Origin of the sequence: Micromonospora gifhornensis (assembly GCF_016863515.1) — a bacterium.
In the GTDB taxonomy this organism is placed as follows: Bacteria; Actinomycetota; Actinomycetes; order Mycobacteriales; family Micromonosporaceae; genus Micromonospora; species Micromonospora gifhornensis.
Genome location: NZ_BOPA01000010.1, coordinates 188,096 through 202,852, shown reverse-complemented (window position 1 = coordinate 202,852; position 14,757 = coordinate 188,096). Strand labels below are relative to the sequence as shown.

Annotated in this window: 12 protein-coding genes; 7 read left to right on the top strand and 5 right to left on the bottom strand. The window is 73.0% G+C overall.

Annotation, left to right across the window (positions count from 1 at the left end; translation table 11 throughout):
• Nucleotides 1-46: 46 nt before the first annotated feature.
• Nucleotides 47-970: an ABC transporter permease gene (locus Vgi01_RS05455; RefSeq protein WP_239088806.1), complete on the bottom strand. Its 924-nt coding sequence runs from the start codon at nt 968-970 to the stop codon at nt 47-49.
• Complete coding sequence (locus tag Vgi01_RS05450; RefSeq protein ID WP_204290329.1) at nt 970-3,834, bottom strand: alpha/beta fold hydrolase; 2,865 nt, start codon at nt 3,832-3,834, stop codon at nt 970-972. The genes Vgi01_RS05455 and Vgi01_RS05450 overlap by 1 nt, the downstream gene beginning before the upstream one ends.
• Before the next feature lie 370 nt (nt 3,835-4,204).
• Between Vgi01_RS05450 and Vgi01_RS05445 the strand changes: the two genes are divergently transcribed.
• Genes Vgi01_RS05445 through Vgi01_RS05415 form a run of 7 tightly spaced genes read left to right on the top strand, consistent with a single transcriptional unit; the run spans nt 4,205 to nt 12,472 of the window.
• On the top strand, nt 4,205-5,377 hold the full coding sequence (locus Vgi01_RS05445) for a hypothetical protein (protein ID WP_102655905.1): 1,173 nt from the start codon (nt 4,205-4,207) through the stop codon (nt 5,375-5,377).
• Nucleotides 5,364-7,886, top strand: a complete 2,523-nt coding sequence (locus Vgi01_RS05440; RefSeq protein ID WP_204290328.1) for a sensor histidine kinase — start codon at nt 5,364-5,366, stop codon at nt 7,884-7,886. The genes Vgi01_RS05445 and Vgi01_RS05440 overlap by 14 nt, the downstream gene beginning before the upstream one ends.
• Nucleotides 7,883-8,353 (top strand): roadblock/LC7 domain-containing protein, encoded by a 471-nt coding sequence (locus Vgi01_RS05435; protein WP_102655907.1) that lies wholly within the window; start codon nt 7,883-7,885, stop codon nt 8,351-8,353. The genes Vgi01_RS05440 and Vgi01_RS05435 overlap by 4 nt, the downstream gene beginning before the upstream one ends.
• On the top strand, nt 8,350-8,826 hold the full coding sequence (locus tag Vgi01_RS05430) for a DUF742 domain-containing protein (RefSeq protein WP_102655908.1): 477 nt from the start codon (nt 8,350-8,352) through the stop codon (nt 8,824-8,826). The genes Vgi01_RS05435 and Vgi01_RS05430 overlap by 4 nt, the downstream gene beginning before the upstream one ends.
• Nucleotides 8,804-9,568, top strand: a complete 765-nt coding sequence (locus tag Vgi01_RS05425; RefSeq protein WP_204290327.1) for a GTP-binding protein — start codon at nt 8,804-8,806, stop codon at nt 9,566-9,568. The genes Vgi01_RS05430 and Vgi01_RS05425 overlap by 23 nt, the downstream gene beginning before the upstream one ends.
• Before the next feature lie 41 nt (nt 9,569-9,609).
• Nucleotides 9,610-10,089 carry a hypothetical protein gene (locus Vgi01_RS05420; RefSeq protein WP_204290326.1) on the top strand — a complete coding sequence of 160 codons (480 nt, stop codon included), beginning with the start codon at nt 9,610-9,612 and terminating at the stop codon, nt 10,087-10,089.
• Nucleotides 10,090-10,126: 37 nt separating this feature from the next.
• Nucleotides 10,127-12,472, top strand: coding sequence for an AAA family ATPase (locus Vgi01_RS05415; protein WP_204290325.1), 2,346 nt, complete (start codon nt 10,127-10,129; stop codon nt 12,470-12,472).
• A gap of 3 nt (nt 12,473-12,475) precedes the next feature.
• Here the strand turns inward: Vgi01_RS05415 and Vgi01_RS05410 are convergent, their stop codons facing one another.
• The 3 genes from Vgi01_RS05410 to Vgi01_RS05400 all read right to left on the bottom strand — a co-directional run bounded on the left by Vgi01_RS05410 (nt 12,476) and on the right by Vgi01_RS05400 (nt 14,565).
• Nucleotides 12,476-12,985 (bottom strand): GNAT family N-acetyltransferase, encoded by a 510-nt coding sequence (locus Vgi01_RS05410; protein ID WP_102655911.1) that lies wholly within the window; start codon nt 12,983-12,985, stop codon nt 12,476-12,478.
• Between the two features lie 104 nt (nt 12,986-13,089).
• Nucleotides 13,090-14,064: a hypothetical protein gene (locus Vgi01_RS05405; RefSeq protein ID WP_239088805.1), complete on the bottom strand. Its 975-nt coding sequence runs from the start codon at nt 14,062-14,064 to the stop codon at nt 13,090-13,092.
• Between the two features lie 81 nt (nt 14,065-14,145).
• Nucleotides 14,146-14,565 carry a DUF3263 domain-containing protein gene (locus tag Vgi01_RS05400; RefSeq protein ID WP_204290324.1) on the bottom strand — a complete coding sequence of 140 codons (420 nt, stop codon included), beginning with the start codon at nt 14,563-14,565 and terminating at the stop codon, nt 14,146-14,148.
• Between the last annotated feature and the right edge of the window lie 192 nt (nt 14,566-14,757).

Sequence of the window (14,757 nt, the reverse complement as noted above, 5' to 3'; positions counted from 1 at the left end):
GACACCCGTTGCCGGCGGCACCGACCAGGATCTCGCGGCAGCCGGGCTACGAGACGACGTCCTTGCGGGTGAAGCGCCAGAAGGCCAGTCCCCAGAAGGCGGTGGCGTAGCAGATCGCGGAGACGGCGCCACGGACGATGTCGTCGGTCTGTATCGGGGTGGAGAGCAGCCCCAGCCAGGCGGTGCTGTAGTGGGTGGGCAGGAAGGACCGGATCGCGCCGAGCGCGGTGATCTGGTCCAGGATGCTGGACAGGATCCACAGCAGCACCGCACCGCCCACCGCACCGAGCGCGGCGTCCGTGATCACCGAGAGCAGGAACGCCAGGCCGGCGACGACAAGCAGGACCACCGCGAGGTAGCCGAGGACGGCGAGCAACCGCAGCAGGCCCTCGCCCGGCTCCAACTGGGCGGCGACCGTGCTGCGCAGCGGCGACCAGCCGTACCGGAGGGTGCCGATGAGCAGAGCCGTGCCAGCGAGCAGCACCAGCGCCAACCCCGAGTAGGTCAGGGCGACCAACAGCTTGATCGTCAGCAGCCGGGCCCGTGGCACCGGAATCGCCAGCAGGTAACGCAGGCTGCCCCAGCTCGCCTCGCTGGCCACCGTGTCGCCGCAGAACAGCGCCACCACCACGACCAGCAGGAACGACGCTGACACGAAGATGGTGAACAGGGTGAAGTTCAGCCCGCCGGAGGTGGCGAACGAGACCAGGCTGCCGAACTCACCCCGGCCGTTGTCGTCGTCGCCGGTGTCGAACTGGAAGGCGATCAGAATGATCAACGGCAGCAGCACCATGAAGCCGAGCGCCAGTTGGGTACGCCGCCGCGACGCCTGCCGCCGGAACTCCGCCGCGAACGGCAGGGTCCGCGAGGGCCGGTAACCGGCCCCGGCACCCGAGGCGGCCACCCCGCGGCCGGCGGCCGACGTGGGCTCGCCTCCGCCGCGCGTGGGTTCGACAGTCGATCCCGCCATCACCGGTCCCCGCTTCCCCGAGAGTTCTCCCCCACCAGGGCGAGGAAGGCGTCCTCCAGGCGGCGCCGAGGCACCACCCGGTCCACTCCGATCCCGGCCCGGACCAACTCGGCCACCACCTCGCTGCGGGTGGTGCCGTTCGTGTCGACCACCAGCTGCCCGTCGGTGTCGTCGAGCACCCGTACCCCGCCGAGATCGGCAAGCACCTCCCGGGCCGCCGCCGGGTCACTCACCTCGAACAGCACGCTCGGCGAGTCACCGACGATCTCCTCGACCGGTCCGGAGGCGACGATCCGGCCCTTGTTGACCACCACAGCGTGGGTGCAGGTCTGCTCCACCTCGGCGAGCAGGTGGCTGGAGACCAGCACCGCCCGACCGTCGGTGGCGTAGCGCTGGAGCACCCGACGCATCTCGGCGATCTGGGGCGGGTCCAACCCGTCGGTGGGCTCGTCGAGCACCAGCAACTCGGGCAGGCCCAGCATGGCCTGGGCGATGGCCAGCCGCTGGCGCATGCCGTGGCTGTACTTGCGTACCTTGCGGTGCACCGACGAGCCGAGCCCGGCGATCTCCAACGCCTGGTCGAAGTGCGCGTCAGCCTCCGGTCGCCCGGTCGCCCGCCAGTACGCCTTCAGGTTCTCCAGCCCGGACAGGTGCGGCAGGAAGCCGGGTCCCTCGACCAGTGCGCCGATCCGCGAGAGCACCGGCGAGCCGGGGACCAGTCGGTGCCCGAAGACGTAGATCTCTCCGGCGGTCGGCTGGGTCAGCCCCATCAGCACCCGCAGGGTGGTGGTCTTGCCGGCACCGTTCGGCCCGAGCAGCCCGACCACCTGACCGGGGTGCACCTCGAAGTCCACCTCGGAGACGGCGACGAAGCCGTCGGCGTACTCCTTGCGCAGATGGCGCACGGCCAGCGGCGTGTCCGCGTACTCCGGGTGCACGGAGGTGTCCTGGCGGCGGTGTCGCAGGCGCAGCAGGAGCACGAGCACGACGAGCCCGAGCACGATCGCGGCGAGCAGCCCGACCAGGATCCAGCGCCAGAGCACCGCCTCGGTGGGGATCGGTTCGGCGTCGACGGTGGGCAGGCTCACCGGGCCGGTGGCCGCGACCTGGTAGACCGTCGGCTCGACCGGGGTGGTGTACGCCTGGTCCGAGGTGGCCAGGACCAGGCGGAGGCGATGCCCGGCCTCGACCCGGTGGACGATCGCCGGCAGCGTGACCGTCACCGGGGCGGCCTCGGCGACCTGGGTCGGCAGGCCGGTCAACCGGATCGGGGCGATGAGCCCGCTGGGCAGGGTGGCCGCCCCTTCCGGGTTGACGTCGTAGAGCTTGGCGAAGAGGACCGCCTCGCCGGTGGGCGACGCGGCGCGGATCTGCACGGTGGGCGACCCGACCACGTCGACGGCCTCGGTCAACGGCTCGGAGTCGAACCGGGCGTGCTGGCCCGGTATGTCGGCGGCCACCCCGCTGAGCAACGAGCTCAACGAGCCGGCGAAGGGCACCGAGGAGATCGCCGCCGGGTTTCCGGCGGGCGGGTTGGCGATCGGTTGGGGCGGCCCGGCCAGGGCCACCTCCTGCCGGGACTGCCCGTTCAGGCCCGGATAGTCGGCGGTGCGGTAGCCGGTCGCCACCAGTCCCCGGTCCAGCGCGTCGAAGCCGGCGATCCGGGAGAAGGTGAAGCTGTCCGCCGGCGTGGCGGCCGTTCCCGCGACGTAATGGTCGAGCCACTGGGCGGTCAGGAACTTCACCCGGTCGGAGTCGGTACGCGGACCCGCCCCGCCGTCGTGGCCGCCGGTGAACCAGGCGACCCGGACCGGGGTGCCGTTGGCGGCGATTCCCCGGGCGTTGGCGTCCGCCTCGCCGAGCGGGAAGAGGGTGTCCGCCGCCCCCTGCACCAGCAGGGTGGGCGCCTTGATCCGGTCCAGCACACCGGCCGGACTGGACCGCCGCAGCAGGTCGACGGCGGCCTGGTCGGCCTGCCCGGTGACGGCGATGCTCAGGTACGCGGCACACACGTCGGGGGCGAAGCGGCCACAGGCCGGGTCGGGGATGGTGCCGGTGGTCGGTGCGCCCGGCGCGGTGCCCGGCCCCTGCCCGGGTGCCGGGCTGGGCGGACCGGGCGACGGTGCCCCCTCGGGGGCCTCCGCGGTGTTGCCGGAGATTCCCGCCGGACCGGAGCCCACATTCCCCCCGCCGCCGAAGAAGATGCCGGCCCAGCCGGACTTGAACACCCCCCGGGTCGGTTCCCCGCCGGTGCTCTCCGGCAGGAAGGACCGGGACAGATCGTTCCAGGTGATCATCGGGACGATCGCGTCCACCCGCTGGTCCTGGGCGGCCAGCAGCAGCGCCAGGCCGCCGCCGTAGGAACCGCCGACGACACCCACCCGCGGGTCACCGTCGCCGTCGATACGGATCTCCGGTCGCGCGGCCAGCCAGTCCAGCAGGCGCTGAGCGTCGCGTACCTCGTAGTCGGGGTTGTCCAGATGGATCTGGCCCCCGCTGCGGCCGAACCCGCGCGCGGTCCAGGTCAGCACCGCGTAGCCCCGGTCGGCCAACTCCTCGGCGTCGGTGCGGACCGAGTTCTTGGTGCCGCCGAAGCCATGGGCGAGCAGCACCGCCGGCACCTTCCGGTCCGCGGCGGCGTCGTTCGGCAGGTACAACGTGGTGTCCAGGTCGACCGGCTCGTTGCCGGTCGGTCCGGATGCGACGGTGAGCATCGCGGACTCGGTGCGGAAACCCGGGCGATCCGGCCACGCGGCCCAGACCACGACGGCGGCCAGCAGGACGACGGCCACCGACACCGCGACGGCCCGGCGACCGGTGGGCAGGGCACGGCGCAGCCGCGCGGCCGAGATCGGCGATTTCATTCGCCACACGGTACGGCGCGAAACCTGTGTACTAGCTGAGTTCCGCCGTACGTCCGTTCTGTTCGGCCGAACGTCACCCGGGAGGGGTCAACCGCACAACGTCCATCGGGCCAACCTTTGGGACGACTTCCCATTGTGGAAATTCCTACCTTCCATCGGAATCCATATGGAAGTACGTCTTATCCCTCCCAAAAACAGCACCCACGGTGATCGATTCGATGAGCCTGCGTCACCTCGCGCGAAGTGACGCAAAGCCGACCCGTGAGGCCGGTACCGGGCCAACTGTGTTCGATTAGTTTCCGGTCCGGCGCACGGGACCGGCTCGTCGACGCCGCTGCCGCACCTGCGCCGACCGCTCAAGGAGATCATCATGACCGTTCCCGCTCCGCGGGTCCGTCGCCGACCCCGGACCCGGGGTCGGCTGTTGCCGCTGCTGCTCAGCATCGCGCTGCTGCTCCCGGTGGCGCTGCTCACCGTGCAGGCCCACCGGCTCGTCGACGCCGACCGCGAGGTCGTCGAGCGGGAACGGCTGGGCGTGGAGTACCTGCGGGCCCTCGCGCCGGTCACCGAGGCGCTGGTGAACGCGCAGAGCGCCGCCGTCGCCCGCCGGCCGCTGCCCCGACAGGTCCTGGAACAGGCGATCGAGCAGGTCGCGGCGGTCGACGCCCGGATCGGCGGCGAGTTGCGCACCGGGGAACGGTGGGCCGGCGTCCGGGCGAAGCTGGAGGCGCTGCCGGAACGCTCGCTGACCGACCCGGAGGCCGCCTTCGCCGCCTACCGCGAGGTCACCGACCTGCTGCTGGCCCTGCACACGAAGGTGCGGGAGAGCAGCGGTCTGATCCGGGACGCCGGCGCCGACTCGCACTTCCTCCAGGACGGCGTCGGGGAGGAGATGCCGGAGGCCCTGGTCGCCGCCGGGCGGCTCACCGACCTGGCCATGCTCATCGAACGGCGAGCCGCCACCGAACAGCTGCGCTCCTTCGGTGAACTGGCCGCCCACCGGGTCGCCGCCCTCCAGCCCGCCAACGACCTGGTCAACAACCTTCGGGCGGTGATGGACAGCTCGGAGAGCGCCGACCTGGGCGCGAACGTGCTCAGTTCGTTCGACGCCTACCAGCGGGGGGTCGAGGCGATGGCGCTGACCTCCCAACCCGACCAGACCGGCAAGCTCGACGTGGTCCGGCTCACCGGTGCCCGGCTGGAGGCGCAGGAAGCCGCCAAGCAGCTCCAGCCGGTCCTGCTCGACGAGATCGACCGACTGCTTGCCGAGCGGCTCGACGAACTCAACCGGGACAACCTGCTGGTCCTCGGCGCGGGTGGGCTCGCCGGGCTGCTGCTGATCGCGCTCGCGGTGACCATCTGGATGTCTCATCCGAGGGACAACCCAGGCATTGTCGACGCGCCCGGCAACGAGCCGGAGCGTGCCGGTTCGGACCGGCCGTCCGGCAGTCACTGGGAGCAGATGGCGGCGCAACGACCCCCGGTGCCGGTGGGACAGGGACACGACCCGGATCGCTGGAGGCCCTTCGATGCTGCTCGATAGGCTTCGGATCCGGGGCAAACTCGCCCTGTTGGTGCTCATCCCGGTGCTCTGCATGCTCGGGCTGACCATGCCGGTGGTCTGGGAGCGGGTCGGGGTGGCACAGCGTGCCGACGACATCGCCGGCACCGTGCAGGTCGCCAACCGGGTCGGCACCCTCCTGCAACACCTGCAACGGGAGCGGATGCTCGCCGTCGGTCTGCTGCTGCGGCAGGCCGACCGCAGCGACCTGATCCAGGAGATCGCGGAGGTGGACGACCTGGTCGCCGACCTGCGGGCGGAACTGGGCGACGGCCTGACCCCCGCGGTGAGCGCCGCGCTCGACGGGGTCCGGCAACTGGCACCCGTACGCACGGCCCTGCTCGCCGACCGCGCCACAGTCGAGCAGATCCTGGGCACGTACGCGCCGGTGCACCTCGCCCTGATCGACTCGCTGCGGCTGCCGTACGACGTGGACACCCGCACCTCGGTCGGCCGGCAGGTGCTGGCCCTGGACCGCATCCTGCGCAAGAGCGAGGGGATCAGCGCGGGCGCCGCCCTGATCGTGCTGATCGCCGCCGACCCCAATCCGGGGCTCGCCACCGCCTACGTGGCAAACATGGCCACCCTCCGGGCGGACAGCAACCAGATGCTCGGTCTGCTCACCCCCGAACAGCTGGTGCTGATGGACATCGAGCAGGCCGCGGTGGACGCCCGTGCCGGTGAGGACTTCCTCGAACAGAGCGCCCTGGACCCGGTCACCGCGGCGTCCCGGATTCCCATCGAGGCGCTCTACCCGACCACCTCCTCGCTGATCACCCTGGGTCAGTTCGTGGAGAAGAAGCTGGTCACCGACGTCACCGCCGAGGTGCGCGCCGAGCGGCAGGCCGCGCTGTTCGCCGCGTACTGGGTGACCGCCCTGGTCCTGGTGATCCTGGTCGTCGTCGTACTGCTCGCCCTGGTGATCGGCCGGGCGGTCGCACGCCCGCTGACCCGACTCACCCGCTCCGCCGACCGGGTCGCCCGGGTCGCCGAATCCGAGCTGCTGCGGGTCGCCGACGACGAGGCGGACCAGGCTCAGTCGATCCGTCTCGACCGGGTCGAGATCCGGGGCCGCGACGAGATCGGCGATCTGGCCCGGGCCTTCGAACGGGTCCAGACCACGGCCGCCCAGTTGGTGGAACGACAGGTGGCGAGCCGACGCAACGTTGCCCAGATGTTCGGTCACGTCGGTCGGCGTACCCAGAACCTCGTCGGCCGCCAGATCGCCCTGATCGACCGGTTGGAGCAGCAGGAGACCGAGCCGGGGCGGCTGGAGAACCTGTACCGGCTCGACCACATCTCCAGCCGGCTGCGGCGCAACGCGGGCAACCTGGTGGTGCTCTCGGGCGCGGCCGGCGACGTGGTGCACGCCGCGCCGGTTCCGCTCGCCGACGTGGTCCGCCTGGCCCTCGGCGAGATCGAGGACTACACCCGGGTGGACGTGCAGGTTCCCGGCGAGGTCTCGGCAGCACCGGCGATCGTCGGTGACCTGGTGCTGGCGCTTGCCGAGTTGATGGAGAACGCCACCGTCTTCTCCCCGCCGCACACCCGGGTGGTGGTCAACGGCGAGCTGACCGAGGACGGTGCCCGGCTGACCGTGGTCGACCACGGCATCGGCATGACCGAGGCGCGGCTGGCCGACGAGAACGCCCGGCTCACCCGGCGCGAGCGGCTGGACCTGGTCCCGACCGAGGTGCTCGGGCTCTTCGTGGTGGGTCGGCTGGCCCGTCGACACGGCTGGCGGGTCGTACTCTCCGCCACTCCGGGCGGCGGGGTTTCCGCCACCCTGTCGATCGCTCGGCCGGACCTGGTGCTCGGCACGCCCGAGCCGGATCTCCGGACCGCCCCGATCACCGCCCGGCCCGCCCTGCCGACGCCATCGCAACCGGTACCCGCCAGCCCTGCCCGGCCCGGGGACGGGCTGGCGGTGGCCGGTACCGGCGGGCCGGGCGGGTTCGACCAGCGGCTGCTGACCCGGGCCACCGCGAGCATCGAGTTGGCCGAGTCGTGGGACGCCTTCGCCACCGCTGCCCGCGCCGAAGCCGACCCGGCTGCGACGCAGCAGACACCGGTTCCGCCGGCACCGCCCGGTGCCACCACCCCGCCGCCCGGGATCCGGCAGCGGGTTCCCGGAGCCAGCCTGCCGAGAATCACCCCCCAGGTCGGCCCGGCGGACGCCACCACCGCCGACCCGGTCGCCGCACGCACCCTTGTCGAACAGTTCGAGTCCGGGGTACGCCGAGCCGAACAGCAGCGGGAGCACGCGCAGCCCGAGCCGGTGGCTCCCGCACCGTCCGGCGCTCCGGCCCACCTGACCCGGCGGGTTCCCGGCGCGAATCTGGTCACGACGCCCAACCGGCAGCAGCTCACCGACCACCCCGGCGACCCGGCCGAGGTGCGCGATCTCATCAACGCGTTCGAGCACGGCGTCGCCCGGGCTCTGCGCGATGTCCGTCCAGACCGCAGCAACGACGAAGGAACGCCACATTGACCAGTCCGCACGTACACGAGAACCTCGACCACTCGGGCCACCCGGTCGGTGACCTCAGCCCCGAGGCCCGCACCTTCAACTGGCTGCTGGACACCTTCACGTCCAGCACGGCAGGCGTGCTGGAGGCGATCGCCGTCTCGTCGGACGGGCTGCTGATGGCCATGTCCGCGATCAAGGACCGCTCCAACGCGGAACGGCTCGCCGCCGTGGTCTCCGGCATGACCAGTCTGGCCGGCGGTGCCGCCAGTTGGTACGCCCTCGGCGGGCTGAACCGGGTCGTGGTGGACATGGCCGAGGGGTATCTGCTGATCAGCGCGATCAGCAGCGGCTCGGTGCTCGGCGTGGTGGCCGACCGGTCCGCCAACCTCGGCACCGTGGCCTACGAGATGACGCTCTTCGCCGGTCGGGCCGGCAGTGCACTCACCCCGCGCCTGATCGCCGAACTCAAGAATTCCGTCCAGCAGTGACTCACGACGCCGCCGGTGAGCAGACAGGGCCGGAGCCCCGGATCCGACCCTACCTGCGCGCGTCCTCCCCGGTCGGTGACGCCGAGGGGGCACCGGCGGCGTTCGGGGCGGAGCCGGAGACGGCCGAGCCGATCGGCCTGCGCCCGTTCGTGCTCACCGCCGGCCGGGTGGCCGGAGCGGACCCGACGATCGGCCTGGAGACCCAGGTGACAGCCCGGGCGGACGCCGAGGCGTGGCACCTGGCAGCCGCCCGGCTCACTCCGGAACTTCAGGCGATCGTGGCGCTCTGCCGTGAGCCGATCTCGGTCGCCGAGATCTCCGCGAAGACCCGGCTGCACTTCGGCGTGACCCGGGTGCTGGTGGGGGATCTGCGCGCCGCCGGCCATCTCGACGTGCACGTCACCGACACCGACGACGCCCTCGACCCCGACGTCATCCTGCGAGTGATTGATGGACTCCGTGCAATCTCCTGACTGGCCGGTCGCCCCGCAGGGCGCGCTCTCCGCCAACAGCGCCACCGCCCGTTACGGCGGTCCGACACCGACTCCGCCGCCGGTGGTGGGGCGAGCCAGTCTGCCGCCGCCCCAGCCGGCAGCCCAGCCGTACCATCCGCCGGTCGCCGCGCCGGCCGCGACCGGCACCCCACCGCGCCCCGCGCCACCGATCCCGGTCAAGATCCTGATCGCGGGTGGGTTCGGGGTCGGCAAGACGACCACTGTGGCGTCGATCTCGGAGATCGATCCGCTGACCACCGAGGCGGAGATGACCATCGCCGGAATCGGGGTCGACGATCCGGGACAGCGTTTCGACAAGACCACCACCACCGTGGCGATGGACTTCGGCTGCGTCACCATCGACCGCAGTCTCAAGCTGTACCTGTTCGGCACGCCCGGTCAGGCCCGCTTCGGCTTCATGTGGGACGACCTGGCGCGCGGCGCACTCGGCGCGCTCGTGGTGGTCGACAGCGCCCGGATGGACGACTGCTACCCGGCGATCGACTTCTTCGAACGGGCCGGGCTGCCCTTCGTGGTCGGGGTGAACGCCTTCGACGGGCGGCTGGCGCACGACCTCGGCGCCATCCGTTGGGCCCTGGCGATCGGCGACCATGTACCTCTGGTGCAGTTCGACGCCCGGGATCGGCTCTCGGTACGGGACGCCCTTCTGGTCGTCCTGGACCGGGCGCTGGCCCGGGCCACCCGGGACAAGCGGGCCTGAGCCGACCGGCTCGGAGCCCCTCGTGGGAAGGGGTGAGGCGGATGCGAGGCGGGCTGGACGAAACCCTGGCCCGGATGCGGCGGCGCGAGGAGGCACTGCGTCTCCGGTCCACCGAACCGGCCGACGGCGAATCCGGGTCGGCGGACGGGACACCCCCGTCCGGTGCCGGCGGACGGAACGACGGGACCGGCTGGGCTCCGCCCCGGGAGGCGGGCGGGCACGTGCTCGACGATGTCGCCGAGGCGCTGCGGGCCGCCGTCGCGGTCCATCCGGGCACGGCGGTCACCGCCCGGATCGACCACGACGGGCAGGCGTACGACCTGCGGGTGGCCTGGACCGGCCAGGAGGTGACGGTCACCGGGCAACCGGTGGCGACACCGCCGTCCTGGCCGTTGTCGGCGAACACCGTCGCCGGCTGGCCCGCCCGCCAGGAGTCGCTGACCGGCGACCCGGCGGCCCGGCTGGCCGAGTTGATCCGCCGCGACCCGTCCCTGCTCACCAGCGAGGGTCCGCCGGGCTGACCGCACACGGGATGATCGGGCCGTTTAGGGTCGGGCGATGGGCGAACCCGAGTTGACCTTGACCGCGAGCCTGCGGGCGGCCGCACTGGACGCCCGGCGCGGCATCGTCCGGCTGCACCCCGAGGTGCTCACCGCGCTGGGCCTGCGGCCGGGCGATCCGGTCCGGTTGACCGGCCGGCGGGTGACCGCCGGGATCGTCGCCCCGGCCGAACCGACCGCGAGCAGCGCCCTGCTGCACGCCGACGACCTGATGCTGGGCAACCTCGGCGTACGCGACGGCGGCCAGGTGCGGGTCTGCGCCGCTCCCACCGTCGCGGCGGCCCGGGTGCTGCTCGCCGGGCCGGCGGAGGTCGTCGCGGTGGTCTCCCCGGAGATGCTCCGGTTGGCGTTGCTGGGCAAGGTCGTCACCACCGGGGACGACGTGTCGCTGCTGCCCCAGGACGTGCTGCCCGACGCCGCGACGCGCAGCCTGGTCGAGGTGGCCCGGCGCAGCCTGTCGACCCGGGTCGGCTATGCCTGGACCAGCACCCTGCTGCGGGTCGTCGCCGCCGAACCCGAGGTCGGCGCCCTGGTCACCATGGACACCACGGTCGGCTGGGAGCACGGCGCCCGCACCCACGGTGTCGCCGGCTCGCTGGCCGGGCGCGCCGCGTCCCTGGCCGGTGCCGGGGGCACGGGCACGCCGTCGCCCACCGACACGTCCCGGTTCGACACCGCCGCTCGGTTGCGCGGGTTCGATGCCGGCCAGGCCGGTGACGTCGATGCCGACGCGGCATCCGCAGGCTGGTCGGGCGGCGAGTCGACCGCCGAGTCGGCCGAGCACGTGGCGTCGGTGGACGAACTGCCCGGCCTGCGTTCCCAGGCCGAGGAGCTGACCGAACTGCTCGACCTGGGCTTTCACCACCGCGAGGTGCTAGGCCGGCTGGGCACCACGGTGGCGCTCGGGGTGCTGGTCAGCGGTCCGGCCGGTTCCGGCAAGTCGGCGTTGGTCCGGGCGGTCGCCGCCCAGGTCGGCGCCCGGGTGCATGCCCTCTGGGCGCCAGAGGTCGCCGCCCTGAGCAACTCCTCGGCCGCCACCCGGCTGCGGGCGACCACCGCGGAGGTGATCGCCGACGGGCCGGCCGTGCTGTTGGTCACCGACGTGGAGGCGCTCGCCCCGGCGGACACCCCGGGGCCGGTGGCGACCGTGTTCCGTCAGTGCCTCGCCCAGATCGTGCAGGCCGGCGCAGCGGTGGTCTGCACCACCAGCCGGCCGGAGGCCCTCGACCCGGCGATGCGCGCCCCGGACCTGCTCTCGTTGCGGATCGACGTACCCCTGCCCGATGCCGCCCTGCGCCGGGAACAGCTGACCGTGCTGACCCGCCCGGTCCCGCTCGCCGACGACGTACGGCTGGACGAGGTGGCGGGGCGTACGCCCGGTTTCGTCGCCGCCGACCTGGCCGCGCTGGTCCGCGAGGCCGGCATCCGCGCGGCGCTGCGCCAGAAGTCGGACGAGAACCCGACGGTACGGATGGCCGACTTCACCGCCGCCCTGGAGGTGGTCCGGCCGACAAGCATGGCCGCCTCCACCCTGGAACTGGCCCGGGTCACCCTCGACGACGTCGGTGACCTGGTCGAGGTCAAACAGCAGTTGACCGAGTCGGTGCTCTGGCCGCTTACCTACCCGGACACCTTCGCCCGGCTCGGCGTGCAGCCGCCGCGCGGGGTGCTGCTCTACGGGCCGCCCGGCTGCGGCAAGACCTACCTGGTGACCGCGCTGGCCGGGTCGGGCCGGGCGAACGTGCTCTCGGTCAAGGGCGCGGAGCTGCTGTCGAAGTGGGTCGGCGAGAGCGAACGGGCGGTACGCGAACTGTTCCGCCGGGCCCGGGAGGCCGCACCGACGCTTGTCTTCCTCGACGAGCTGGACGCCCTCGCCCCGGTACGCGGCCAGGCCACCGACGGCGGCACCACCGACCGGGTGGTCGCCGCCCTGCTCACCGAGTTGGACGGGGTGGAGGCGCTGCGCAACGTCGTCGTGGTCGGCGCGACCAACCGGCCCGACCTGATCGACCCGGCGCTGCTGCGCCCGGGGCGGCTGGAACGGCTGGTCTACGTGCCGCCACCGGACGCCGAGGCACGCGCGGCGATCCTGCGCGCCGCCGCGCGTAACGTGCCGCTCGCCGAAGACGTCGACCTCGGTGCGCTCGGCACCGAGTTGGACGGCTTCTCGGCCGCCGACTGCGCGGCGCTGGTCCGGGAGGCGGCACTGGCCGCGATGCGCGAGTCGCTGACCGCCGCCACGGTCACCGCCGCACACGTGGAGACCGCCCGGGCGCGGGTACGTCCGTCCCTGGACCCGGCCCAGGTGGCGTGGCTGGCAGCGTACGCCGAGCAGCGTGGCTGAGCCCTAGAGTGCCGGTGGCGTCGCGTCGAGGTGGATCTCGGCGTGCACCCGGTCGCCGTCCTCGCGCAGCTTCGCGCCGCACTTCTCCAGCACCGACATGGCCCCGCGATTCTCCGGTGTGGTGTCGGCGACCACGACCCGCATGCCGGCCGCGGCGGCCAGGTTCAACAACTCGCGCAACGCCGCCGCGCCGATGCCCTGGCCCCGGGCGGAGCGGCCGAGCCACATGCCCACCTCGGCGACGTCGGGCTCGTCGCGTCGGGCCATCCGGATCATCCCGACCACCTCGCCGCCGGCCATGATCGCGTACATGGCGGTGCGGGTGGCTGCGTCGAGCCCGCCGAAGCTGGCCCGGTGGAACTCCCGGAACGCCTCCCGCCGCGCGTGCGACCAGCCGGCCGGTGCCGCCACCGGCGGCATCACGTCGGCCGGTTCCGCCTCGGCGACCGCTACGGAGAGCAACGGTTCGAGGTTCTGCTCGTCCACCGGCTCCAACCGGACCGCACCCGTCACGTGCCGGAGTCTTCCGCGCCCGGCAGCGGAAGTCCACCGGGTTGGCGAGGAGGTGCACCTCTGGTGCAATCGGATCGGCCGGTCGGCCGAAATCGGTTACCGCCTCACATTCCGGTGTCGTCCGGCCGATCAAATTCGCAGTAGACGGCGGAGGCGTCGTCGGCCCGTTTGTGCCGGCGCAACCGGTCGGAATGGTCCCGCTCGGCAGCCCGCACCCGGGCGATCAGCCCACCCGGCCCCTCGGCTGCCACCACGTCGAGCAGGCCACCCCAGTCGAACAGCCCGAACTCCTCCACGGCGACGGACGCTCCGTCGCTGAGCAGCACCGCGCGGCGCAGCGCCGACGGGCCGCGCAACGGCAGGCTGCCGACCACCGCGTGGTACGCCGCGTCCGGGTCGGCGGCCGCGACCCAGTAACCGTGCGTACGGTTCATCCGCTCCCGTTGCACCGACACGGCGTGCCGCAACCGGGTGGCCCGGTCGATCGAGTCGGGCAGCGCGGCTACGGTGCCCCGCAGGCCGGCCGCCGCAGATGCCAGCCGGTCGTCGACGATCACGTCGACCCGGTCGCCGGTGTCGAGCACCAGTGGGCTGTCGCAGAGCACCAGGTAGTCCACCTGATCACCGCCGTCGCGCAGCAGGCAGACGGTGCTGGCCGGGGTCCCCGGATGCTCAAGATCGCACTGGTCGCCGTGGTCGGCGCGAACCGCCAGGATCGCCGCCGCCAGGTTGCTCACCAGCGTCGCCGCCGGCCGAGCCGCCTCGGCCAGCCCGAGCCGGGCGGCCAGATGCCGGACGTACCACTGCGGCCCGTGTACACACCCGGTGTCGAAGCCCTCCGGCACGGTCGCCCCGTCCAACACCCCGACCAGGGGGCCGAACTGGAACACCACGTCCTCGTTGACCGTGCTGCCGGGTGGCGGAGCGGACGCGGAGCGTACCCGCATGGTTGGCGCGGATCCGACGGCCATGCCCCGCCGACGCTCGTCGGCCGTCGCCTCGGGCGGCCCGGTGCCGCTGCCCGGGTGCGTCACCTGCACCCCGGTCCGCCTCGATCCGGCGGGGTCACCTCGGGTCATCGCCGCCACCTCCGCGCCCCGGCTACCCGCCCGGCGTCCCGACATGCCCCCGATGTCGCTCCGGCTCTGCGGGCGGTGAGTTCAGCGGCGGCGGTTACGGGCTCGGGAAGCGCGGAGTCGCCGTAGCCGGCCTACCAGCACCGGGTCGGCGGCCAGCGCCGCCGGATTGTCCAGCAGCGCGTTGAGCAACTGGTAGTAGCGGGTGGCGGAGAGCCCGAAGCGATCCCGGATGGCCTGCTCCTTGGCGCCGGCATGCCGCCACCACTGCCGTTCGAAGGCGAGGATCTCCTGCTCCCGCTCGCCGAGGGCACCGGCCGGCGCGGCCACGGAGTCGGGAGCGGCCACGGCGTCGGGAGCGGCCACGGCGTCGGGAGCGGTCGGCGTGGACTCGTCCTCGGGCGCTGATCGCGGCGGCGGCACCGCCACGGGCTCCGGGCCGGCGCTGGTCGGCATCCGGGCCTCGGGGCTCTGCGCTGTCGGGGTGGCGTCGGCGGGCGGCATGGGGCTCCTCACGGGGGCGGCCGGCACGGGCGACGCCAACCGGGGTTTCCCAGCCTAACCACAGGTCACACCCGACGCACCAGGAGCGCCGTGCCCCTCGGCCAGCCCTGCGCCGCCGCCGCGCCGCGGCGTCGGAGGCGACACCGCCCGTGGGCGCGATCCGGGGAGAGATCGCGCCCACGGGCCCCCCTT